Origin of the sequence: Mesorhizobium sp. WSM4307, from assembly GCF_007003945.1 — a bacterium.
Taxonomy (GTDB): domain Bacteria; phylum Pseudomonadota; class Alphaproteobacteria; order Rhizobiales; family Rhizobiaceae; genus Mesorhizobium.
This window is the reverse complement of record NZ_VFTB01000012.1, coordinates 26,071-45,931: the sequence shown is the minus strand read 5'-3', so window position 1 is coordinate 45,931 and position 19,861 is coordinate 26,071. Positions and strand designations below refer to the sequence as shown.

Annotated in this window: 25 protein-coding genes; 20 read left to right on the top strand and 5 right to left on the bottom strand. The window is 65.7% G+C overall.

The window, feature by feature from the left end; translation table 11 throughout:
• Positions 1-21: 21 nt before the first annotated feature.
• Positions 22-357, bottom strand: a complete 336-nt coding sequence (locus FJV83_RS27295) for a metalloregulator ArsR/SmtB family transcription factor (protein WP_095793869.1) — start codon at positions 355-357, stop codon at positions 22-24.
• A 212-nt stretch (positions 358-569) separates the two neighbouring features.
• On the opposite strand from FJV83_RS27295, the gene FJV83_RS27290 reads away from it, so the two are divergent.
• The 8 genes from FJV83_RS27290 (at position 570) to FJV83_RS27255 (ending at position 9,054) form a co-directional block, all read left to right on the top strand.
• The gene (locus tag FJV83_RS27290; protein ID WP_142885459.1) at positions 570-1,877 is read left to right on the top strand and encodes an FAD/NAD(P)-binding oxidoreductase; all 1,308 of its coding nucleotides are present in this window, start codon (positions 570-572) and stop codon (positions 1,875-1,877) included.
• A 113-nt stretch (positions 1,878-1,990) separates the two neighbouring features.
• Positions 1,991-2,191 carry a DUF2892 domain-containing protein gene (locus tag FJV83_RS27285; protein WP_095776080.1) on the top strand — a complete coding sequence of 67 codons (201 nt, stop codon included), beginning with the start codon at positions 1,991-1,993 and terminating at the stop codon, positions 2,189-2,191.
• Between the two features lie 10 nt (positions 2,192-2,201).
• The gene (locus FJV83_RS27280; protein WP_142885458.1) at positions 2,202-3,164 is read left to right on the top strand and encodes an efflux RND transporter periplasmic adaptor subunit; all 963 of its coding nucleotides are present in this window, start codon (positions 2,202-2,204) and stop codon (positions 3,162-3,164) included.
• Positions 3,161-6,358, top strand: coding sequence for an efflux RND transporter permease subunit (locus FJV83_RS27275; protein ID WP_142885457.1), 3,198 nt, complete (start codon positions 3,161-3,163; stop codon positions 6,356-6,358). Before FJV83_RS27280 ends, FJV83_RS27275 begins: the two co-directional genes overlap by 4 nt.
• A gap of 210 nt (positions 6,359-6,568) precedes the next feature.
• Positions 6,569-6,904, top strand: a complete 336-nt coding sequence (locus tag FJV83_RS27270) for a metalloregulator ArsR/SmtB family transcription factor (RefSeq protein WP_095789224.1) — start codon at positions 6,569-6,571, stop codon at positions 6,902-6,904.
• Positions 6,901-7,395: an SRPBCC domain-containing protein gene (locus FJV83_RS27265; protein WP_142885456.1), complete on the top strand. Its 495-nt coding sequence runs from the start codon at positions 6,901-6,903 to the stop codon at positions 7,393-7,395. The genes FJV83_RS27270 and FJV83_RS27265 overlap by 4 nt, the downstream gene beginning before the upstream one ends.
• Complete coding sequence (locus FJV83_RS27260) at positions 7,385-8,209, top strand: alpha/beta hydrolase (RefSeq protein ID WP_142885455.1); 825 nt, start codon at positions 7,385-7,387, stop codon at positions 8,207-8,209. Before FJV83_RS27265 ends, FJV83_RS27260 begins: the two co-directional genes overlap by 11 nt.
• Positions 8,210-8,301: 92 nt before the next feature.
• Positions 8,302-9,054: a pseudouridine synthase gene (locus FJV83_RS27255; RefSeq protein ID WP_142885454.1), complete on the top strand. Its 753-nt coding sequence runs from the start codon at positions 8,302-8,304 to the stop codon at positions 9,052-9,054.
• Between the two features lie 89 nt (positions 9,055-9,143).
• Here the strand turns inward: FJV83_RS27255 and FJV83_RS37575 are convergent, their stop codons facing one another.
• On the bottom strand, positions 9,144-9,269 hold the full coding sequence (locus FJV83_RS37575) for a hypothetical protein (protein ID WP_281408791.1): 126 nt from the start codon (positions 9,267-9,269) through the stop codon (positions 9,144-9,146).
• Between the two features lie 193 nt (positions 9,270-9,462).
• On the opposite strand from FJV83_RS37575, the gene FJV83_RS27245 reads away from it, so the two are divergent.
• The 5 genes from FJV83_RS27245 to FJV83_RS27225 all read left to right on the top strand — a co-directional run bounded on the left by FJV83_RS27245 (position 9,463) and on the right by FJV83_RS27225 (position 13,103).
• Positions 9,463-9,915: a DUF4440 domain-containing protein gene (locus FJV83_RS27245; protein WP_142885453.1), complete on the top strand. Its 453-nt coding sequence runs from the start codon at positions 9,463-9,465 to the stop codon at positions 9,913-9,915.
• Between the two features lie 44 nt (positions 9,916-9,959).
• Positions 9,960-10,562 (top strand): sulfotransferase family protein, encoded by a 603-nt coding sequence (locus tag FJV83_RS27240; RefSeq protein WP_095790438.1) that lies wholly within the window; start codon positions 9,960-9,962, stop codon positions 10,560-10,562.
• Positions 10,563-10,763: 201 nt separating this feature from the next.
• Positions 10,764-11,510, top strand: coding sequence for an SDR family NAD(P)-dependent oxidoreductase (locus tag FJV83_RS27235; RefSeq protein ID WP_142885452.1), 747 nt, complete (start codon positions 10,764-10,766; stop codon positions 11,508-11,510).
• Positions 11,511-11,552: 42 nt separating this feature from the next.
• On the top strand, positions 11,553-12,605 hold the full coding sequence (locus FJV83_RS27230; RefSeq protein WP_142885451.1) for a sigma-70 family RNA polymerase sigma factor: 1,053 nt from the start codon (positions 11,553-11,555) through the stop codon (positions 12,603-12,605).
• 96 nt (positions 12,606-12,701) lie between these two features.
• A complete protein-coding gene (locus tag FJV83_RS27225) occupies positions 12,702-13,103 on the top strand; it encodes a VOC family protein (protein WP_142885450.1) in 402 nt (133 codons plus the stop codon).
• Between the two features lie 99 nt (positions 13,104-13,202).
• On the opposite strand, the gene FJV83_RS27220 is transcribed toward FJV83_RS27225, so the two are convergent.
• Positions 13,203-13,784 carry a histidine phosphatase family protein gene (locus FJV83_RS27220; RefSeq protein ID WP_095790442.1) on the bottom strand — a complete coding sequence of 194 codons (582 nt, stop codon included), beginning with the start codon at positions 13,782-13,784 and terminating at the stop codon, positions 13,203-13,205.
• Positions 13,785-14,055: 271 nt separating this feature from the next.
• Between FJV83_RS27220 and FJV83_RS27215 the strand changes: the two genes are divergently transcribed.
• The 4 genes from FJV83_RS27215 (at position 14,056) to FJV83_RS27200 (ending at position 16,052) form a co-directional block, all read left to right on the top strand.
• Positions 14,056-14,505 carry a universal stress protein gene (locus FJV83_RS27215; RefSeq protein ID WP_142885449.1) on the top strand — a complete coding sequence of 150 codons (450 nt, stop codon included), beginning with the start codon at positions 14,056-14,058 and terminating at the stop codon, positions 14,503-14,505.
• Between the two features lie 98 nt (positions 14,506-14,603).
• Positions 14,604-14,879 (top strand): DUF1778 domain-containing protein, encoded by a 276-nt coding sequence (locus FJV83_RS27210; RefSeq protein WP_095790444.1) that lies wholly within the window; start codon positions 14,604-14,606, stop codon positions 14,877-14,879.
• Complete coding sequence (locus tag FJV83_RS27205) at positions 14,876-15,394, top strand: GNAT family N-acetyltransferase (protein WP_142885448.1); 519 nt, start codon at positions 14,876-14,878, stop codon at positions 15,392-15,394. Before FJV83_RS27210 ends, FJV83_RS27205 begins: the two co-directional genes overlap by 4 nt.
• 100 nt (positions 15,395-15,494) lie before the next feature.
• Positions 15,495-16,052 carry a sugar O-acetyltransferase gene (locus FJV83_RS27200; RefSeq protein ID WP_142885447.1) on the top strand — a complete coding sequence of 186 codons (558 nt, stop codon included), beginning with the start codon at positions 15,495-15,497 and terminating at the stop codon, positions 16,050-16,052.
• A 7-nt stretch (positions 16,053-16,059) separates the two neighbouring features.
• Here the strand turns inward: FJV83_RS27200 and FJV83_RS27195 are convergent, their stop codons facing one another.
• Entirely contained in the window at positions 16,060-16,809 is a 750-nt protein-coding gene (locus tag FJV83_RS27195) for a sulfite exporter TauE/SafE family protein (RefSeq protein WP_142885581.1), read from the bottom strand.
• A gap of 10 nt (positions 16,810-16,819) precedes the next feature.
• Positions 16,820-17,014: a hypothetical protein gene (locus FJV83_RS27190; RefSeq protein WP_095790446.1), complete on the bottom strand. Its 195-nt coding sequence runs from the start codon at positions 17,012-17,014 to the stop codon at positions 16,820-16,822.
• A 125-nt stretch (positions 17,015-17,139) separates the two neighbouring features.
• Between FJV83_RS27190 and FJV83_RS27185 the strand changes: the two genes are divergently transcribed.
• The 3 genes from FJV83_RS27185 to FJV83_RS27175 all read left to right on the top strand — a co-directional run bounded on the left by FJV83_RS27185 (position 17,140) and on the right by FJV83_RS27175 (position 19,809).
• On the top strand, positions 17,140-18,039 hold the full coding sequence (locus FJV83_RS27185; protein WP_142885446.1) for a LysR substrate-binding domain-containing protein: 900 nt from the start codon (positions 17,140-17,142) through the stop codon (positions 18,037-18,039).
• 112 nt (positions 18,040-18,151) lie between these two features.
• Positions 18,152-18,652: an Lrp/AsnC family transcriptional regulator gene (locus tag FJV83_RS27180; protein WP_010910740.1), complete on the top strand. Its 501-nt coding sequence runs from the start codon at positions 18,152-18,154 to the stop codon at positions 18,650-18,652.
• Positions 18,649-19,809, top strand: coding sequence for a saccharopine dehydrogenase family protein (locus FJV83_RS27175; RefSeq protein WP_142885445.1), 1,161 nt, complete (start codon positions 18,649-18,651; stop codon positions 19,807-19,809). The genes FJV83_RS27180 and FJV83_RS27175 overlap by 4 nt, the downstream gene beginning before the upstream one ends.
• The last annotated feature ends 52 nt before the right edge of the window (positions 19,810-19,861 follow it).

Here is a 19,861-nt window from a genome sequence, read left to right as displayed (position 1 = left end):
TTCCTGCTGTCGGCCGGCAGACTACCGGCTGCCGACCCTGGCGATCCGTGTCTGCGGATCGCAATAGATGCCGTAGAGCGTCTGCAGGATTCGCTCGACCTCCAGCGAAGCCAACCGGTAGTAGACCTGCTGGGCGTCGCGCCTCGTATCCACGAGCTTGAGCGCGCGCAACTTTGAAAGCTGCTGCGACAGCGCCGACTGGTTCATCGCAACCAGTTCGGCCAGTTCGTTCACGCTCGTCTCGCCGTCCAGCAGATGGCACAGGATCATCAGCCGTTTTTCATTTGCCATCGCGGCGAGCAGTTCGGACGCTTCGCGCGCCTGCTTGTCCAGGTCGGCTATTTTTATATTGCGCATATGAACACATTATCATATTAAGAGTTACGAATAATATTAGTCTGGCACGGCTGCCTGTCAAGTCGATGGATCGATGCCGATGCTTCGCACCGTCAAGGTCGCTTGATCAGCGTCAAGTCGCAGCCTGCCACAATGGCGCAAAATCAGCCAATCCCGCGCGGGATCAGCAGTGTCGGCGTTGCGCCAAAGCGACGCCGCAACGGAGGAAGAACATGGCGCATATAGTCGTCCTGGGTGCCGGGCTGGGAGGCACCATCATGGCCTACGAGCTTCGCGACGGACTGGCCGGGGAACACCAGGTTTCCGTCGTCAACAATGGCAGCCACTATTCATTCGTACCGTCCAACCCTTGGGTCGCCGTCGGCTGGCGCGACAGGCAAGCGGTGGAAATAGACCTTGCTCCGGTGCTGGCACGGCGCAAGATCGGTTTTCATCCGCAGGGAGCCAGGCGCGTCCACCCGGTCGAGCGCACGGTGGAACTCAAAGACGGCTCATCTGTCTCCTACGACTATCTGGTCATCGCCACCGGTCCCGAACTCGCTTTCGACGAGATCGAGGGCCTCGGGCCGGAGCACAACACCCAGTCAGTCTGCCACATCGATCACGCGCTCAAGGCCAGGACCGCCTTCGACGCGCTCGTCGCCAAGCCGGGCCCGGTCGTCATCGGCGCGGTCCAGGGCGCGTCCTGCTTCGGGCCGGCTTACGAATTCACCTTCATCCTCGACAAGGCGCTGCGCGACGCCAGGGTGCGCGACCGCGTGCCCATGACCTTCGTTACCTCCGAACCCTATATCGGCCATCTCGGCCTCGACGGCGTCGGCGACACCAAGGGCCTGCTCGAGAGCGAGATGCGCCAGCATCACATCAAGTGGATCTGCAACGCCAAGGTCGACAAGGTTGAGCCCGGCAAGATGTTCGTCCAGGAACTCGCCGACGACGGGTCGGTCAGGCAGGCGCATGAACTGCCGCACACCTATGCCATGATGCTGCCGGCCTTTCGCGGCGTGGCGGCGGTGCGCGGCATCGAGGGCCTGACCAATCCGCGCGGCTTCATCCTTGTCGACAAGCACCAGCGCAACCCGGCGTTCCCCGAAATATTCGCGGTCGGCGTCTGCGTCGCCATCCCGCCGATCGGCAAGACACCGGTCCCCGTCGGCGTGCCCAAGACCGGCTTCATGATCGAATCCATGGTCACGGCGACGGCGCACAACATCGGCCGGCTGGTGGAGGGCAAGCAGCCTGACGCCCAGGGCACGTGGAATGCGGTCTGCCTCGCCGATTTCGGCGATTCCGGCGTCGCCTTCGTGGCGCAGCCGCAGATCCCGCCGCGCAATGTCAACTGGTCGTCCTCCGGAAAATGGGTGCATACCGCCAAGGTCGGTTTCGAGAAGTATTTCCTGCACAAGATAAGGGCCGGCAAGTCCGAACCCTTCTATGAGCGCCTCGCATTGCAGGCGCTTGGGATCGACAAGCTCAAGCAGATCAAGGTCGAGGCATCGGCGGAGGTGCCGGGAGCCTGACCGGCGCTAGCCGGCGGCGGGCGAGAGTTGCTGTCGCAAATTCGACGCCGCCTCTTGCGGTCGGTAGTTGTATTCTTATATTTAGATATCATCATATACAAATGGAGATGACAATGTCCCTCGACCGTTCCGTTCTCGCCTTCGCCGGCATCATGGTGCTGCTGTCCGTCGTGCTCACCGCCTTTGTCTCGCCGCTGTTCGTATGGCTGACGGTGTTCGTCGGCTTGAACATGCTGCAGTCGGCGTTCACCGGCTTCTGCCCCGCGGCGATGGTCTTCCGCAAGCTCGGCATCAAGCCGGGATGCGCGTTCTGAGGAAATCCGGATGCGCCTGCCTCTTTTGTTCGCCGCGCTGTTGGCGGCCTCTCCGACGCTTGCCGGCACGCTGACACTGGTGCCGACGACGGTGACCGAATGGAAAGCGGTCTATGGCCGTGTCGAGGCGCGCGACACCGTTCCGGCGCGCGCCCGTATCGGCGGCCTTGTTGTCGATCTGGCCGTCACGGAGGGCGAGCAGGTCAAGGCGGGGCAGAAGATCGCGACCGTCCAGGACGACAAGATCGCGTTTCAGGTCGCCGCTCTGGACGCCCAGCTTCGTGCTCTGCAGGCGCAGCTGGGCACCGCGCAGTCCGAACTTGCCCGTGGCCAGACGCTGGTCGACAAGGGCGTCATGACCGCGCAGCGTCTCGATCAGCTGCGCACCGAAGTCGACGTCGCGCGCAACCAGCTTGCCGCGACCGAGGCGCAGCGATCGGTGATCGTGCAGCAGGGCGCCGAGGGCGATGTTTTTGCTCCCGGCGACGGCCGCGTGCTGACCGTGCCCGTGACGCGTGGCGCGGTCATCATGGCCGGTGAGGTTGTGGCCACCATTGGCGGCGGCGGGGTGTTCCTGCGGCTTGCCGTTCCGGAGCGTTACGCGGCGTCGCTGAGCGAGGGAGCCGCCATCCGTATCAATGCCGGCGGCAAGGAGATCCCCGGCCGCCTCGCCAAGATCTATCCGCAGATCGACAATGGCCGCGTCATCGCCGACGTCGAGGTCGATGATCTCGACACCAATTTCATTGACGCCCGCGTCCTGGTCGAGCTGCCGGTCGCCGAGCGTTCCGCGCTGCTGGTGCCGGCTTCGGCCATCCAGATCCATTCGGGGATCGATTTCGTGCGCGTCGCCGCAGGCGGCGGCAGTGTCGAGCGCGCGGTGGTAACAGGCGAGCGGTCCAGGCGCGCCGACGGCGACTATGTCGAGATCCTGACCGGTCTTGCGGCCGGCGACGTCGTGGTCACGCCATGAAAGGTCCCGCCTCGTTCGGCATTGCCGGCGCGCTGACGCGGGCCTTCATCGCGTCGCCGCTGACGCCGCTGTTCCTGGTCGCCGCCTTCGCCTTCGGGCTGGTGGCGCTGCTCACGCTGCCGCGCGAGGAGGAACCGCAGATCTCGGTGCCGATGGTCGACATCTTCGTGCGCGCCGACGGGCTGAAGGCCGACGACGCCGTCAAGCTGATCACCGAGCCGCTGGAGACGATCGTCAAGGGCATCGACGGCGTCGAGCATGTCTATTCGCAGACGCGAGACGACCAGGCGATTGTCACCGCCCGCTTCATCGTCGGCACCTCGTCGGACACTGCCGTGCTGCGCGTCCACGACAAGGTGCGCGCCAACATGGATCGCATTCCCGTCGGCGTGCCCGAGCCGCTGATCGTCGGCCGCGGCATCGACGACGTCGCCATAGTCACGCTGACGCTGTCGCCGAAGCCGCAGACAGCCGCGCGCATGACAGCCAACGACCTCACCCGCATCGCGCGCGAACTGCGCACCGAGATCGCCAAGATCGACAATGTCGGCCTGACCTATCTGGTCGGCGACACCGGTGAGATCATCCGCGTCAATCCGAACCCTGAAAAGCTCGCCCTTTACGGTGTCACCCTGCAGCAGCTCGCCGCCAAGGTGTCGGGCGCCAACAAGGCCTTTCCCGCCGGACGTGTGCGCGACATGGGCGAGCAGATCGACATCGTCGCCGGCGAGACATTGGCCTCGCCCGACCAGATCGGCAACCTGCTCCTGACCTCGCGTGACAACCGCCCCGTCTATGTCCGCGACGTGGCCGGCGTCGCCTTCGCCGCCGACGCCGGTGATACGCTGGTGTCGACGGTCACCAGGGCCGGCGTTGGTGTCGAGCGCGTGCCGTCGGTCACGCTCGCCATCGCCAAGCGCGCGGGATCGAACGCGGTCGCCGTCGCCGACGCCATTCTGCACCGGGTCGCATTGCTTCAGGGCGGGCTGATATCAGGCGATATCTCGATCGACGTGACGCGCAATTACGGCGAGACCGCCAACGACAAGGCCAATGAGCTCCTCTACCATCTTGGCCTGGCGACGATCTCGATCATCGTGCTGGTCTGGGTCGCCATCGGCCGCCGCGAAGCGATGGTCGTGGCCGTCGTCATTCCGGTGACCATCCTGCTCACGCTGTTTGCCTCGCGCGTCATGGGCTACACGCTGAACCGCGTCTCGCTGTTCGCGCTGATCTTTTCCATAGGCATTCTCGTCGACGATGCCATCGTCGTGATCGAGAACATCTCCCGCCACTGGGCCATGGGCGGCGGCCGCGATCGCCGGCAGGCGGCAATCGAGGCCGTGGCGGAGGTCGGCAACCCGACCATCGTCGCCACCTTGACCGTGGTCGCCGCACTGCTGCCGATGCTGTTCGTCTCGGGAATGATGGGCCCCTATATGAGCCCGATTCCGGCCAATGCCTCGGCGGCGATGATCTTCTCCTTCTTCGTCGCGGTGATGGTGACGCCGTGGCTGATGCTCAAGCTTGCCGGGCGGGCGCCGGTGCATGCCCGTCAGGATCATGGCAATGGCGGCCCGCTCGGCCGCGCCTACACCGCCGTCGCCCGGCCGATCCTGGCCTCGAAGACGGCGAGCTGGGCCTTCCTGCTCGTCGTCGGCGTGCTGACCCTGGGCTCGCTCGCGCTGTTCTACACCGAGCATGTCACGGTCAAGCTCCTGCCCTTCGACAACAAGTCCGAACTGTCGGTGACCATCGACCTGCCGGAAGGGTCTTCCGTCGAAGCCACAGATGCGGTGGCGCAGGCCGTCGCCGCCAGGGTTCTCGAGTTGAAGGAGGTTCGATCGGTCCAGACACATGCCGCGACGGCGGCACCCTTCAACTTCAACGGCCTCGTCCGCCATGCCGTCCTGCGCACCGAGCCGCAGCAGGGCGACGTGGCGCTCAACCTGCTGCCGAAGGCGAACCGTGCCCGCTCCAGCCATGAGATCGCGCTCGACGTCCGCCAGCGCATCGCCACGATCCCCGTACCGCAAGGCACCAGCCTGAAGGTGGTCGAGCCGCCGCCCGGCCCGCCGGTGATGGCGACGCTGCTGGCCGAGATCTACGGACCCGACGGCGAGACCCGCCGCAAGGTCGCCGCCAGGATCGAAACGGCGTTCCGCTCCGTGCCCTTCATCGTCGACGTCGACAATTCCTGGGGACAGCCCGCACGCCGGCTGCGCGCCACGATTTCCACCGACGATGCGGAGTTCTTCCATGTCGAGGAAAGCGACGTCTTCGACACGCTTGCCATCCTCAATGGGGGCAGGACCGTCGGCTATTCGCATCGCGGCGGTGGCCGCCAGCCGATCCCGATCCGCATCGAGCGGCCGAAGGGCGAAAGGACGCTCGACGAGCGCTTCCTGACCACCTCCATTCCGGCCAATGTCCTGCCTGGCGACCGCGGCGTGGTCGAACTCGGCGATGTCGTGCGGGTGACGCCGGAGCGCGCTTCGTTCCCGGTGTTCAGGCACAATGGCCGCGCCGCCGAAATGGTGACGGCCGAGCTTGCCGGCAGCTTCGAGGCGCCGCTTTACGGCATGCTCGCCGTCAGCAAGGCCATCGACGCGCAGGACTGGACCGGACTGCAGAAGCCCGCAATCTCGCTGCATGGCCAGCCGGAGGATGAAAGCCGGCCGACGCTTTTGTGGGACGGCGAATGGGAAGTCACCTGGGTGACCTTCCGCGACATGGGGGCGGCCTTCGGCGTCGCGCTGCTCGGCATCTACATCTTCGTCGTCGCCCAGTTCGGCTCGTTCAAGGTTCCGCTGGTGATCCTGACGCCGATCCCGCTGACCTTCATCGGCATCCTCGGCGGGCACTGGCTGTTCGGGGCGCCGTTCACGGCCACCTCGATGATCGGCTTCATCGCGCTGGCCGGCATCATCGTGCGCAATTCGATCCTGCTGGTCGACTTCATCCGCCATGCGGCGTCGCCCGACAGACCGTTGAGCGAGGTGCTGATCGAGGCCGGCGCGATCAGATTCAAGCCGATCCTGCTTACGGCGCTTGCCGCCATGATCGGCGCGGCGGTGATCCTGACCGATCCGATCTTCCAGGGGCTGGCGATCTCGCTGCTGTTCGGCCTGGCCTCCTCGACGCTGCTGACGGTGCTGGTCATCCCCGCGATCTACCGGGTGCTGCGCACGTAAAAAGGCCGCCGCAGGGGAAAACCTGGCGGCGGCCGAACTGGAGTTGCCGGCCGACCCGCTCGACGTGCTGGACGACATTGCGGACGAAAGACGGGAGCCTGGGGTTTCAAGCTATATTTCCCCGAGCTCTCCCAGCCCCGTAAAGCGCGTTGACGGCTCAGGCAAAACCACATATAGAACCAACTAGTTCCAGAACTGATTGGTTCCGTAATGGCTCATCAAGTCTCGCTCGACGACACATTCGCCGCCCTCGCCGATCCCACGCGCCGGGCGATCCTGGCCCGGCTGCTCGACGGCGAAGCGTCGGTTGCCGAACTGGCGCAGCCTTTCGCGCTCACCGTGCGCGCGGTCTCCAAACATGTCGGCGTGCTGGAACAGGCCGGCCTCGTCACCCGCAGCCGGGCGGCGCAAAAGCATCTCAGCCGCATCGAACTCAAGCCGCTGCGCGACATCGACCGCTGGCTCGACGACTACAGAAAACTCTGGGAAGACCGCTTCGACCGGATGGAGGACCTGCTGCGGCACGGCGCGGACAGGCCGGAATGAGCGCGCCCGCGACCGCCGACCGCAGCTTTGCCATCGAGCGGATCTTCAACGCGCCGGTCGAACGCGTCTTCCGGCTGTGGACCGATCCGCTTCTGGTGGCGCAGTGGTGGGGCATCAGGGACTGCACCGTCCCCTTTTGCGTGCTCGACGTGCGCGTCGGCGGCCGCTGGCGCATCGACATGCTGACCGCGGGCGGCGCGCTCTACCGCAACCAGGGCAGCTATCTCGAAGTCGTCGAGAACGTCAGGCTGAGTTATTGCGACGAACCCGATCCTGAAATCCGTGAATGGGCCGGCAAGCCGCCGGGTCGGAGCCGCCACACGGTGAACTTCACGCCCGACGGCGCGCGCACCCATGTCCATTTCGAGGTGACGCTGGCGACTGCCGCCGACCGCGAACGCCTGCTGGCGCTCGGCATGCGCGGCGGCTGGATGCAGAGCTTCGACCGGCTGGAACAGCTGATAGGCAAGGGAGCCGACCATGCTGGCTGAGAACGCCAAACCGACCACGCAAGCCGTGCTGTCGCGGGATGGAACGCCGATCGCCTGTGAGCGGCGCGGCCAGGGCCATCCGCTCATCCTCGTCGACGGCGCGCTCTGCTCGCGCGCCATGGGTCCGAGCGGCCCGCTGGCCAAGGCGCTGGAAGGCGGTTTCACCGTGTTTCGCTACGACCGCCGCGGCCGTGGCGACAGCGCCGACACCGCGCCCTACACGGTCGAGCGCGAGGTCGATGACATCGAGGCCGTGCTGCGGGCGGCCGGCGGTGAAGCCCATCTCTGGGGCATGTCCTCAGGCGCCATGCTGGCACTGATGGCAGCAGCCCGCCTGCCCGGCATCGGGAGGCTTGCACTCTACGAAGCGCCGCTGATCGTCGACGACAGCCGCGCGACGACGCAAGGCGACTGGGCAACGATCCGGCAAGCCATCGCCGACGACAGGCGCGGCGACGCCGTGAGCGCCTTCCTCAAATCGGTCGGCATGCCCGGCCTGCTGATCGCCGTCATGAAGCTGACGCCGATCTGGCGCAAGCTCAAGGCAGTGGCGCATACGCTGCCTTACGACGGCGCCATCGTCGCCGGCGACCAGCTCGGCAAGCCGCTGGACCGCGCCCGCTGGACCACGCTCGGCGTGCCGACATTGGTGACCGATGGCGGGAAAAGCCCGCCATGGATGCGCCATGGCAACAAGGCGTTGGCGCAGGCGCTGCCCAATGCCCGCCACCAGACGCTGGCAGGCCAGAACCACATGCTGAAACCCGCCGCGCATGCGCCGGTGCTGACGGCGTTCTTCAACGGGCGGCATTGAGCGGCCAGCGCCTTCAGCGCGGTGCGTATGCGGCTTGCGGAGCCGTTGCGGCCCGTGCCATCTGTCTGATGCAACCGCCCATCCGGATGAGCATGGCATCACGATCACCCCCAGCCGGCAGACCCGGCAAGCCGCCCGGCGTCAGCCTCAACCGCGCGCTGTCGAAACTCGGCCTGTGCTCGCGCACGCAGGCGCAGGTGCTGATCGCGGAAGGGCGCGTGCGCGTCGGCGGCAAGGTGGTCCGCGACGCCGCGCTGCGCGTCGACCTGAACCGCGACCGCATCGTCGTCGATGGCGCGCCCGTCATTGCCGAGCGCAAGGTCTATGTGATGCTCAACAAGCCACGCGGGCTGGTCACCACCCGCGACGACCCGCAGCAGCGCGACACCGTCTATGCCTGCCTCGAAGGGCTCGATTTGCCCTTCGTCTCGCCGGTCGGCCGCCTCGACAAGGCCAGCGAAGGCCTATTGCTGATGACCAACGACACGCATTTCGCCAACCGGTTGATGGACCCGGCCTCGCATCTGCCCAAGACCTATCACGTCCAGGTCGGCACGGTGCCTGACGAAGCGATGCTGGAGGCGTTGCGCGCGGGCGTCACCGTCGATGGCGAGACCCTGACCGCCACTTCAATCACGCTTTTGCGCAGCGGCGGCCGCACCGCCTGGCTGGAGATCGTGCTCGACGAGGGCCGCAACCGCCACATCCGCCGCCTGCTCGCCGCGCACGGCATCGAGGTCAAGCGCCTCATCCGCATCGCCATCGGGCGCTTGCCCCTGGGAGACCTCGCCAAGGGAGCGGTGCGGCATTTGACGCCGGAGGAGTTGGCGTTGCTGGAAGGCTGAGCAAGCGTCCGCCCGCCAGACCGCAAGCGGCCAGGTTCATTTTTCCGTCGGGAGTTTGCGCCAGAGCGAGGAGATGGACCGGCGGCCCATCACGCCTTGTTGGTGATCCACATGCTTGGCGCGCCGACCACGCCGGCGCTCGCCATCGTCTCTTTCAATTTTGGGTTCTTGATGAAGGCCTGTGCCTCGGCGACACTGGCGAAATCATGGGTCACGGTGACGTCGTTGGGGTTGTCCGCCGCCTGATAGACGGTCTCTCACGATCGGTAGTCAGTATTTGCACGGTATATTAGTAAATGTTAAATTAAAGACTGGAGCCGCGATTGGTATGCGGCTCGCGACCATTCCGGCGATCGCTCGCCGCCGTGGAGAAACTGGTAATCAGAAACCGGAACACGGGAGGATGAAATGACTTTCAAGCATTGTCTGCTGGCCGTCGTTTTCACGTCACTCTGCATGGGATCTGCTCAGGCCCAGCCTGCGAAAGAAGCCATCGAAGCCGCTAATGCCGAGTTCGTGAAGGCGTACAACAGCAAGGATGCGGCCGGGGTTGCCTCGAAATACACGGATGATGCGGCCGCATTCCCGCCGGATATGGCGCGGGTCGACGGCCGCCAGAATATCCAGAAGCTATGGCAGGGCGCGATGGATATGGGCATATCGGAGCTCACGCTCACGACGCTTGATGTCCAGGAAAGCGGAGATTTTGCGTTCGAGTCCGGGAGTTTCTCCCTCAAGGCGCCGGGCAAGGATTCGAAGCTGGTGGATGCCGCCGGGAAGTATGTCGTGGTCTGGAGGAAGGGTCAGGACGGAGACTGGAAGCTCTACCGGGACATATGGAACTCCGACCCCGGGAAATGAGTCCGCATGCAGCCATCTGGCTGTAGGCCTGAACGCGGGGAATAATGGCGATAAGGGTGATCGGAACGGGCTTTGGCCGGACAGGAACGGACTCGATGCGCGAGGCGCTGACGATCCTTGGCTTCGGCCCCTGTCACCACATGTCCGAAGTCATGGGCAATGAAGACCAGAAGCGGCTTTGGCGTGCGCTGGCGAAGGGCGCGGCGCCAGACTGGAACCAGCTGTTCGCGGGCTACGCGTCCTGCATCGACTGGCCCTCGGCGCACTATTGGCGTGATCTGATTGAGTTCTATCCGAATGCCCGGGTCATCCTGACATACCGATCTCCGGAAAGCTGGTGGGCAAGCTTCGAGAAAACGATCCTCGCGAGTATCAGCCAGAGCACGGATCAGGAATCGCTGGGTCTTGCCCTGATCTCCAGGCAAGTCTTCGACGGCCGGCCGCACGATCGCGCCAATGCCATAGCCGTCTACGAGGCCAACGTAAGGGCGGTCATTGCGACAGTGCCGCCTGGTCGGCTGCTGGTCCACAATCTCGGAGATGGGTGGAAGCCGCTCTGCCTGCATCTCGAAGTGCCGGTGCCGGACAAGCCCTATCCCAATCGCAACAGCACCAAGGACTTTCAGTCGGCTCTTGCACAGAACTAGTTGGCCGTCTGCAAGGAGCGCGTTAGCGGACGTTCCGTACGGCGACCACTGCACGTTTAATTAGCCACAATGTTCACGAATGAGAGCCGCCTGATCCGCGCCCGCGAAAGATTTTCGCCGCCCACCGATGATTTCCACCCGCCCGCGCTGTCGTCATCCATAGGCGCCGGAATTGTCCGGGCCGGAATAGCGAGGTGATCCATGCGATCGTTGCAAGGTCAAAATGTCGTCGTGGTCGGAGGCAGCCGGGGTGTCGGCCGCTCGATCGTGGAAGCCGCGCTCGGCGAGGGCGCAGATGTGCTTGCCGTCGCCCGCGGCGCGGAAGCCCTGAAGGAGCTCGCCTGGGAAGCGTCCGGAGTCAGGACGCTGGCCGCCGACGCCACGCAGGACGCAGCGCCCGATAGGGTGTTCGCCGCGCTGCAGCCGGATGTGCTGGTGATCTGCGCCGGCGCCTTCGCGCCGTCGGCCTGCATCCAGGACCAGAGCTGGGACGATTTCTCGGCGAATTGGGAGACGGACGTCAAGGCATCGTTCCTGTTCTGCAGGGCAGCACTTCAGGGCCGGTTGAAGCCGGGCAGCCGCGTGGTGCTGATCTCCAGCGGCGCGGCATTCAGCGGCGGACCGCCGAACTCCGGCGGCTATTCCGGTGCCAAGCAGATGCAGATGTTCCTTGCCGCCCACAGCCAGAAGGAGGCCGACCGGCTTGGCCTTGGCCTGCGCTTCATGGCGCTGGCGCCGATGCGCATCATGGCCGGCACCGGCGTCGGCCAGCACGGCATTGCGAGCATCTCCGCCTATCTCGGCATCAGCCCGGCGGATTTCCTGGCCAGCATGAGCGATGTGCAGACGCCCGCCGATGTCGGGCGCGCCGTGGTGGCGCTCGCCGGCGGCAAAGTGCCAGGCATCACCTTCACGGTGAGCGGCAGCGGCCTTGCCGCGGCGGCATGAGGCGCGCAGGATGCGAAACGAACTCCGCATGGCAGGCTCGACATGACAGACGCTCCCGGCCCGCTTGAGCTGCTGAGCCCGACAGGCGGGCCGATCCTCGATCGGCCTGCCTTCGAGCGCCTGACGATGGCCCACCGCCGGACGCTGAAGCTGCATTGCTACCGGATGATGGGCTCGCTGCACGAGGCCGACGATCTCGTCCAGGAGACGTTCCTCAAGGCCTGGCGCGGCCGCGCGCAATTCGACGGGCGCGGCTCGCCGCGCGGCTGGCTCTACACGATCGCCACCAACGCCTGCCTCAACGCCATCAAGGCGCGGTCGTCGGCGCACCGCGTCCTCGAAATGCCCGCGCGGCCGCCGAGCGAAGGGCGCGCAGCCGCCGGGCCGGCGGTCGAACTCTCCTGGCTGGAGCCCTACCCCGACGCCGAACTGCCGGACCTTGTCGATGGCGAGCCCGGCCCGGATGCGCGCTACGAGACAAATGAGGCCGTGCGGCTGGCCTTCGTCGCCGCCATCCAACTACTGCCGCCGAGGCAACGCGCCTCCCTCCTGCTGTGCGACGTGCTGGGCTGGTCGGCGCTGGAGACCGCGCAATTGCTGGGCGGTTCGACCGCCTCGGTCAACAGCGCCCTGCAGCGGGCGCGCGCGACGCTTGGCGAGCGCTATCCCGGGGGACGGCCCGAGCAGCGATCGCAGCCCAACCGAGAGGAAGGTGCGCTGCTCGAACGCTATATCAGCGCCTGGCAGGCCGCCAATCTCGACGGCTTCATCGCGCTGCTGCGCGAGGACGCCACCTACCACATGCCGCCATGGCGCGACTGGTACCAGGGACATCAGGCAATCCTCGGTTTCTTCAAAACCGTGTGGGGCAATTTCGCCAGCTACCGCGCCGTGGCGACACGGGCCAACGGCCAGCCGGCAGTCGCGATCTACGCCCGGCGCCATCAGGAGCCGGAATGGCGCGCGCAATCCCTGCATGTCATCGAGCCGGCCGATGGCGGCATCGTATCGCTCACGGTCTATGTCGCCCCGCTCGGCCCTGCCCTGTTCGCCGCCTTCGGCCTGCCGCCGGTCTGGTCCGGACCGGAAGCGTAGCCGTCGCCTCCACTCCTGACGGAAAGCTGGCAGGAGGCCTGGCCTATAGAACGGCCGGGAGCCCGGCCGTGGCTTCAGCGATCAAGGAGCCAATGCATGAATTTCGTCTCTGTCCGCATCATCACCTCGGACGTTCAGCGCCTCGTGCGCTTCTACGGCGAGATCACCGGCATGCCGGTGACGGTCTACACCGAGGATTTCGCCGAACTCGCGACACCTTCCGGCACGCTGGCGATCGGCAGCACGCGCACCTTGATGCTGTTCGGCGGCGACATCGCCCGCCCCGCCGACAACCACACGGCCATCCTCGAATTCCGTGTCGGCGACGTCGATGCCGAATTCATCAGGCTGTCGGACTTCATCAGGGACACGACCGTGCAGAAGCCGACCACCATGCCCTGGGGCAACCGCTCGCTGCTGTTTCGCGACCCCGACGGCAATCTGGTGAATTTCTTCACGCCGGTGACGGCGGAAGCGATCCGGAAGTTCGATAAGTAGGAGGCGGACGCGCGGTTTGAGTTGGTTCAGCGCCTGGCATCGGGGATTGGCTGAAGCCACCCAATGCGCGTTCCCGCGAGTGGGCCGCAGCGATGCCCGCTACTTCAGGTTCCATTTGCGCACGACCGGCTCGCCGAGATCATGCTCGTAGCCGAGCACGCTGATGCTTGCCGTATCGAGCACGAACAGCGCGCCGCCTTCCGGTGGCAGGCCGAGCCAGCGGGCGGCGAGCACGCGCAGGAAATGCGCGCTGGAAAAGATCAGGATCGAGCCGCCAGCTTCGCGAAGCCGTCTGATGATCCTGTCGGCACGGGCGCCGACATCGGCGGCCGTCTCGCCTTGCGGGCAACCGTCGCGAAACACGTTCCAGCCCGGCCGCTCGGCCAGGATGTCCTTGGTGGTGCGCCCCTCATAGGCGCCGTAGTCCCACTCCTGCAGATCATCGTTTCTGACGCTCTCACCGCCAAAGCCAGCCAGCACGCTGGTGTTGTAGGCGCGCTGCGAGGGGCTCGACCACACCGCCGAGAACGACAGGCCTGCGAGCCGCTGCGCCACGCCCCGCGCGGCGGCCTCGCCCGCCACCGTCAGCGGCATGTCGGTGCGGCCGGTATGCTGCCCCGAAAGGCTCCACGCCGTCTCGCCATGCCGGACCAGATGGATTTGCGGATACGCGCTGCTCATACGCTCGGCCCTTCGTTGATGTCGGGCCAAAGCTGTAGCGGTCGGCGCAAGGGAGCGAAAGACCCGGCGACCATCGCGCCAGGCGGTCGGGGCGCAACCGAGCCAAAGCCCACAGGGATACCGGAAGATCGCCGCGGCACGCCCCTCGTCTGGCCCTGATCCACATGACGCTGGCCCTGTGAGCAGCCCGGCGGCGCAACTATATCAGCAGGGAGCCACCAAGGCTCCCGCCCCCAAGGGCGCCAACCCTTGCACAACAGGTCAGATCATCATGTACAAACATCTGCTCATCGCCACCGACGGGTCGGAACTGGCCGACAAGGGCGTTGCCCATGGCCTCACATTGGCAAAAGGCATCGGCGCCGCCGTCACCTTCGTCACCGTCTCGGAACCGTTCCCCATCTTGGCCTGGGGCGGCGCGATGGCCGGCTACGCGGCGGGCGACGAACTGCTCGTCTACCAGGAAGAGGCGCGTAAATATGGCAAGGAGGTTCTGGCCAAGTGCAAGGCCTCGGCCGACGCGGCCGGCTTGTCCGCTGAGGTGGTCCATGTCGAGGACAAACGGCCCGCCGAGGCGATCCTGGAACTGTCGCAGGCGCAGGGCTGCGACCTGATCGTGATGGCCTCGCATGGCCGCCGCGGCCTGGGCAAGCTGCTTCTGGGCAGCCAGACTGCGGAAGTGCTGTCCTACACCGCGATTCCGGTTCTGGTCGTTCGGTAATAGATCGGCCGGCGCTCATGCCCTTGAGGTCAACGCGGCAGGATTTATATTGTACGGATTCAATCCGTACCGTATTATCATGAGCAAAGGGGATACCTATGCCGCGCAACGTCAGTGACAACGGTCGAATCGATTTTCGGATTGCGCCCGAAGCGAAAGCTGTGATCGCTCGTGCGGCGGCCTTGTCGAATGTCGGCCTGACCGAGTTCGTCACGCGTTCGGCACTGCGTGACGCCCAAGCCACGATCGAGCGCGCGGAACATCTTGCGCTATCAGAACGGGACAGTCTGCGTATCCTCGACCTGCTTGAGAACCCACCCTCCCCGACCAACCGTCTTATCCGCGCCGCCAAGGCCGGTCAGACCCTCGCGTGAGCTCCACCGCGTGGCAGGAAGCGCCGATCGGGAAACAGCATGACCGGGCCGCCTTCGACTGCGGCGACGCGGACCTCAACACCTATTTGCAGCGCTTCGCCCGTCAAAACCATGAAAGCGGTGGCGCGAAAACTTTCGTTGCCGTTACGACGCAAGATCCTTCGCGCATCCTAGGGTTCTATTCTCTCAGCCCGGCTTCGATCGACTTTGTCCGGACGCCGGCCATCGCCAGACGCGGCCTTGGCCGCTATGAGGTGCCGGTCTACCGTCTAGGTCGGCTCGCAGTGGATCGTTCGATACAAGGCCGCGGCCTCGGCGGCGGTTTGCTGCTCGCTGCCGGAAAGCGCTGTATGGCAGTCGCGGAGGAAGTCGGCGGCGTTGCCTTGCTGATCGATGCCAAAGGGGATCAGGCGGCACGCTGGTATGAGGGTTACGGTGCGGTCCGTCTCGACGACGCGCCGTTGTCCCTGATCCTGCCTTTCGCCGTTATCGCCAAGGCGATAGCTGCGTTCTGAACGCCTGCGGCGGTGCTGGTGGTTCGCTAAGCCTGGCCCTTGGAGGCAGAATCCGGCATGCGTCAGCTATTCGTTTAGCCGTGCCGAAGGGAAACAACGAATGGCGCATGAGGATCACACCAGGGTAATCCCCGGGAGAACGCCGCAATCGGCGGCCATGCTGGCGGACGTCAAACGGGCGATGGCGATCACCGCCCGTCTCAACCGGTTGACGTTCAACGACGCGGACGAGGTCCGCGCCCTGTTCAGCGAACTCATCGGCAGGAAGGTCGACGACAGCTTCCTGCTGATCCCGCCCTTCTACGCGACCGGCGGGGCCGACACCCGCGTTGGCCGCAATGTCTTCATCAATCAGAACTGCACGTTTTATGATCTTGGCGGGCTCGACATTGCCGACGATGCGCTTATCGGGCCGAATGTCAGCCTCATCACGTCAGGCCATCCGCTCGAACCGTCGCGGCGCCGTGCCTTCACGACAGCAAGGCCGATCGTCATCGAGCGCAATGTCTGGATCGCCGCCGGCGCGACGGTCATCGGCGGCGTGACCATCGGCGAAAATTCCGTCGTCGCGGCGGGCTCGGTGGTGACCAGGGACGTTCCCGCGAACACGCTCGTCGGCGGCAACCCGGCGCGGGTTATCAGGTCGATTGCCGAGTGAGTCCACCTCACATCAGCGCCTCCAGCGCGAGATACACCCCCAGCGCCAGCAGCCGGACAAGGAACACCTTTCGAAAAGTCTCGACGCTCATCTTCTGGCGCAGCGCCTGGCCGATGAACATGCCGCCCAGCGCCGGCAGCAGCGCCAGGATCGACCCCGTCAGTTGCGCCGTCGGCGACGCGAAAGCCCCTGTCCTGAACAGACCGAGGGCAAGCGCCGCCGTCGAGACGGTGAAGGACAGGCCGAGCGCCTGGATGAGATCTTCCTTTTCCAGCCGCATCGACTGCAGATAGGGCACCGCCGGAATGACGAAGACGCCGGTGGCGCCGGTGACCAGCCCTGTCGCCACGCCGACCAGGGGGGACATCAAGGCCTCGTGGCGCACCGGCGTGGTGAAGTCAAGCCTGAGCAGGCCGAGAATTGCGTAAAGCACAAGCGCCGCGCCGAGCCCCGCCGAGGCCGCGCCGGCATGCGCGCCGGTGAGCACCCCTGCCGCGGCGACGGTGCCCAGCATGATGCCGGCCATCATCGTCCACAGCCGCCTGCACAGGCCGCCGAAGGCGGGGCCGGTGAACAGCTGCCAGAGATTGGTGACCAGCGACGGGATCAACAGCAAAGCGGCGGCCTCGGCCGGCGGCATCGTCACCGCCAGCAGGCCCATCGCCACGGTCGGCAGGCCCATGCCGACGACCCCCTTGACGAAACCGCCGGCGAGGAAAACGGCGCCGATCCAGGCGATGATGCCGGCGCTCAGCATGCCCACGGGATCAATCATGCAGCAGCATGTCAGCCGCATCGGCATCCGGTTTTGCCGGCACGGCATCATGGCTGGCGGGAACCGCCGTCGTGCATCCGCGCAGGCCAGGCTGCGCCTGCGCCATGGCAAGCGAGGCCACGGCGACCGCCAGCACGATCGCCATGCCTTCAAGAATTCCGAGCCGGCCTGTCGCTTTTTCGCCCATCGCAAACCTCCATCGCAAAAGATTTGACGGACATCCGGCCCGCGCACAATGTGGAAGTTGCGCTGCCAGCCTTCGTCCAGGCCGAAGGCTGGGGCCAACATCATGCACGTCGCAGGGAGCAAGAAATGCGCTTCGATCTCACCGATCTCCGGCTGTTCCTGCTGGTGGCCGAGCGCGGCAGCATCACCCACGGCGCCCAGCTTGCCGGGCTGGCGCTGGCCTCGGCGAGCGCCCGCATCAAGGGCATGGAGGAGCGGCTCGGTGCGCCGCTTCTGGAGCGCCGCCGCCGTGGCGTGGTGCCGACTGCCGGCGGCCAGGCGCTGCTGCACCATGCGCGGGCCGTGCAGAACCAGATCGAGGCGATGGCCGGCGACCTCGGCGCCTATGCCGGCGGCCTGCGCGCCCGCGTGCGGCTGATGGCCAACACCGCCGCCACGGCCGAACTTTTACGCGACACCTTGCCGGCCTTCCTGGCGGCCCATCCCGGCATCGACATCGATTTGGAGGAGCGCCCCAGCCACGAGATCGCCGAGGCGGTGGCGAGCGGTGCGGCCGATCTCGGCATCGCCGCGACCTGGGCCGGCCTTGCGCATCTCGAACAGAAACCGTTCTTCATCGACCGGCTGGTGGTGATCGCCGCGCGCAACTGGCCGGGGCTCGCCGGCCTGCGTGCCGCCAGCCTCGCCGGCATGCTGGGCGAATCCTTCGTTGGCCTCGGCCTCGGCCACGCCCTGCAGGAGCACGTCACCCGCCAGGCCGCCCGGCTGGGCGGCCATCTGCATATCCGCATCCGCGTGCCCGGGCTCGACAATGTCTGCCGGCTGGTCGCGCAAGGCGCCGGCATCGCCATCGTGCCGGAAAGCACCGCCCGACATTCGGCTCGCACGCTGCGCAGCCTGCGGCTGACCGACGACTGGGCGACCCGCCAGCTCAATCTGTGCGCCCGCAGCTTCGACGAACTGACGCCGCAGGCAAAGCTTCTGGCCGCGGCGCTTGATCCCGCCTCCCGCATGGGGAGGAGATGATCATAGCCCATAAATGATACGGGCCTTGCTGTTATTAAAAATTTCCCCTATGGTCTTTTCACATAAGAAAGAAAATCGCATCTATTTATCTCATTTGTGAAAGACGGGCACTTTGCGGGAACATCTCGATCTGACCGATCGGCGGCTGGTCAAACAGCTGTCGCAGGACGCCCAGCCGGGCATCAACCGCCTTGCCGAGATCTTGGCGATTTCGGTGCCGACGGTGCGGTCGCGGCTGCGCAATTTGCTCGACCGCAATTTGCTCAAGATCGTCGGCCTGCTGAACCTCACCGAGCGGCCGGAACTGATCTCGGCTATTGTCGGCATCAATGCCCAGGGGCGCGGCCGGGCCCGCGAACTGGCGCAGCGCATTTCCGAACTGCCATTCGTCAACTCGGCTTCGGTGGTCACCGGACGCTTCGACATCATCGTCGACGTGACGGTGGCCGGTGACGTCGCCGATCTCTATCGCGTCACCAGCGAACTGATCCCGGGCGCCGGCGAGCCGGGCGAGGTCGTGCGCAGCGAAACCTTCGTCGTCATGGCGTCCTGCAACAAATGGGTCAGCCTGCCCGAAGGCTGCTGGTCGGACGACCGCAAGGAGCCGGCATGAGGATAGCGGTTCTCGGCGGCCTCGGCCTGCAAGGCCGCGCGGCCATCGCCGATCTCGTCGCCAGTGGTGTCGAGGAGGTGATCTGCGTCGATACCGCGCCGGATGGCGCGGCCCGGCTGGCTGATCTGACCGACCTTTCCCGCGTGCGTTTCGTCATGCCCAAGGGTGCGATCGGACCGGCGCTTGCCGGTGTGCTGGCGGACGCCGACGCCGTCATCGATTTGCTGCCGCAGCCGCTGATGCGCGAGGCGGTGCAAGCCGCCATCGCGACCCGCACGCCGCTGGTCACCACCAATTATGCCAAGACCATCGCCGACCTGGCGCCGGAAGCCGAACGGGCCGGTGTATCGATCATGACCGAATGCGGGCTCGATCCCGGCATCGACCTCGTGCTTTACGCCCGCGCCGCAAAACAGTTCGACGCGATCGCATCAATCGATTCCTATTGCGGCGGCATTCCCGAGCCGAAGGCGATGGCCAAGCCGCTTTGCTACAAGGTGAGCTGGAACTTCGACATGGTCCTGGTCAGCCAGAACCGCGACAGCGTGATGATCGAGGACGGCAAGCGCGTCGCCGTGCCCGCAGCCCGCCAACACGACAGTCCTTTCATCCAGGAGATCGAGGTCGCCGGCCTCGGCCGGCTGGAAGCCTTCCCCAATGGCGATGCGCTGCATTATGTCGAGATGCTTCCCGCGGCCAAAGGGCTGCGCCGCTCCGGCCGCTACACGTTGCGCTGGCCCGGATGGTCGGCCTTCTGGGCGCCGCTGAAGGAACTCGGCTTCCTCTCCGAGGACAAGGTGCCCGGCACCTCCATCAGCCCGCGCGAATTCCTCGGCCGGCTGCTCGGCCCGCAACTGCAATATGGCCCCGGCGAGAAGGACCTTTGCGTGATGCGCAATGTCTTTTCCGGCCTCCAAGGCGGCCGCGCCAAGACCGTGACATCCGATTTGATCATCGAGCGCGACCTGGCGTCGGGCCTGTTCGGCATGAGCCTCGGCGTCGGCTACCCCGCCAGCATCGTGGCGCAGATGCTGGCGCGGCGCGAGATCACCACGCCAGGCCTTTTGAACCCGCTGCTCGACGTGCCCGACGAAGCCTTCTTCGACGAATTGGCCAAACGCGGCATCAAGGTTGCCGAGACGGTGGCCTGGGACTGAGGATTTTCGAACGGCCCGCCGGCAAACGGCGTCGCCGCTCAAAAAAGAGCCC

Coding starts and splice junctions, on each gene's coding strand:
- FJV83_RS27280 (WP_142885458.1), top strand. CDS start 2,202: ATGCGCCTGCCTCTTTTGTTCGCCGCGCTGTTGGCGGCCTCTCCGACG.
- FJV83_RS27275 (WP_142885457.1), top strand. CDS start 3,161: ATGAAAGGTCCCGCCTCGTTCGGCATTGCCGGCGCGCTGACGCGGGCC.
- FJV83_RS27290 (WP_142885459.1), top strand. CDS start 570: ATGGCGCATATAGTCGTCCTGGGTGCCGGGCTGGGAGGCACCATCATG.
- FJV83_RS27295 (WP_095793869.1), bottom strand. CDS start 357: ATGCGCAATATAAAAATAGCCGACCTGGACAAGCAGGCGCGCGAAGCG.
- FJV83_RS27200 (WP_142885447.1), top strand. CDS start 15,495: ATGGCGCATGAGGATCACACCAGGGTAATCCCCGGGAGAACGCCGCAA.
- FJV83_RS27255 (WP_142885454.1), top strand. CDS start 8,302: ATGGCATCACGATCACCCCCAGCCGGCAGACCCGGCAAGCCGCCCGGC.
- FJV83_RS27220 (WP_095790442.1), bottom strand. CDS start 13,784: ATGAGCAGCGCGTATCCGCAAATCCATCTGGTCCGGCATGGCGAGACG.
- FJV83_RS27175 (WP_142885445.1), top strand. CDS start 18,649: ATGAGGATAGCGGTTCTCGGCGGCCTCGGCCTGCAAGGCCGCGCGGCC.
- FJV83_RS27235 (WP_142885452.1), top strand. CDS start 10,764: ATGCGATCGTTGCAAGGTCAAAATGTCGTCGTGGTCGGAGGCAGCCGG.
- FJV83_RS27265 (WP_142885456.1), top strand. CDS start 6,901: ATGAGCGCGCCCGCGACCGCCGACCGCAGCTTTGCCATCGAGCGGATC.
- FJV83_RS27190 (WP_095790446.1), bottom strand. CDS start 17,014: ATGGGCGAAAAAGCGACAGGCCGGCTCGGAATTCTTGAAGGCATGGCG.
- FJV83_RS27210 (WP_095790444.1), top strand. CDS start 14,604: ATGCCGCGCAACGTCAGTGACAACGGTCGAATCGATTTTCGGATTGCG.
- FJV83_RS27215 (WP_142885449.1), top strand. CDS start 14,056: ATGTACAAACATCTGCTCATCGCCACCGACGGGTCGGAACTGGCCGAC.
- FJV83_RS27185 (WP_142885446.1), top strand. CDS start 17,140: ATGCGCTTCGATCTCACCGATCTCCGGCTGTTCCTGCTGGTGGCCGAG.
- FJV83_RS27270 (WP_095789224.1), top strand. CDS start 6,569: ATGGCTCATCAAGTCTCGCTCGACGACACATTCGCCGCCCTCGCCGAT.
- FJV83_RS27245 (WP_142885453.1), top strand. CDS start 9,463: ATGACTTTCAAGCATTGTCTGCTGGCCGTCGTTTTCACGTCACTCTGC.
- FJV83_RS27240 (WP_095790438.1), top strand. CDS start 9,960: ATGGCGATAAGGGTGATCGGAACGGGCTTTGGCCGGACAGGAACGGAC.
- FJV83_RS27230 (WP_142885451.1), top strand. CDS start 11,553: ATGACAGACGCTCCCGGCCCGCTTGAGCTGCTGAGCCCGACAGGCGGG.
- FJV83_RS27285 (WP_095776080.1), top strand. CDS start 1,991: ATGTCCCTCGACCGTTCCGTTCTCGCCTTCGCCGGCATCATGGTGCTG.
- FJV83_RS27195 (WP_142885581.1), bottom strand. CDS start 16,809: ATGCTGAGCGCCGGCATCATCGCCTGGATCGGCGCCGTTTTCCTCGCC.
- FJV83_RS27225 (WP_142885450.1), top strand. CDS start 12,702: ATGAATTTCGTCTCTGTCCGCATCATCACCTCGGACGTTCAGCGCCTC.
- FJV83_RS27260 (WP_142885455.1), top strand. CDS start 7,385: ATGCTGGCTGAGAACGCCAAACCGACCACGCAAGCCGTGCTGTCGCGG.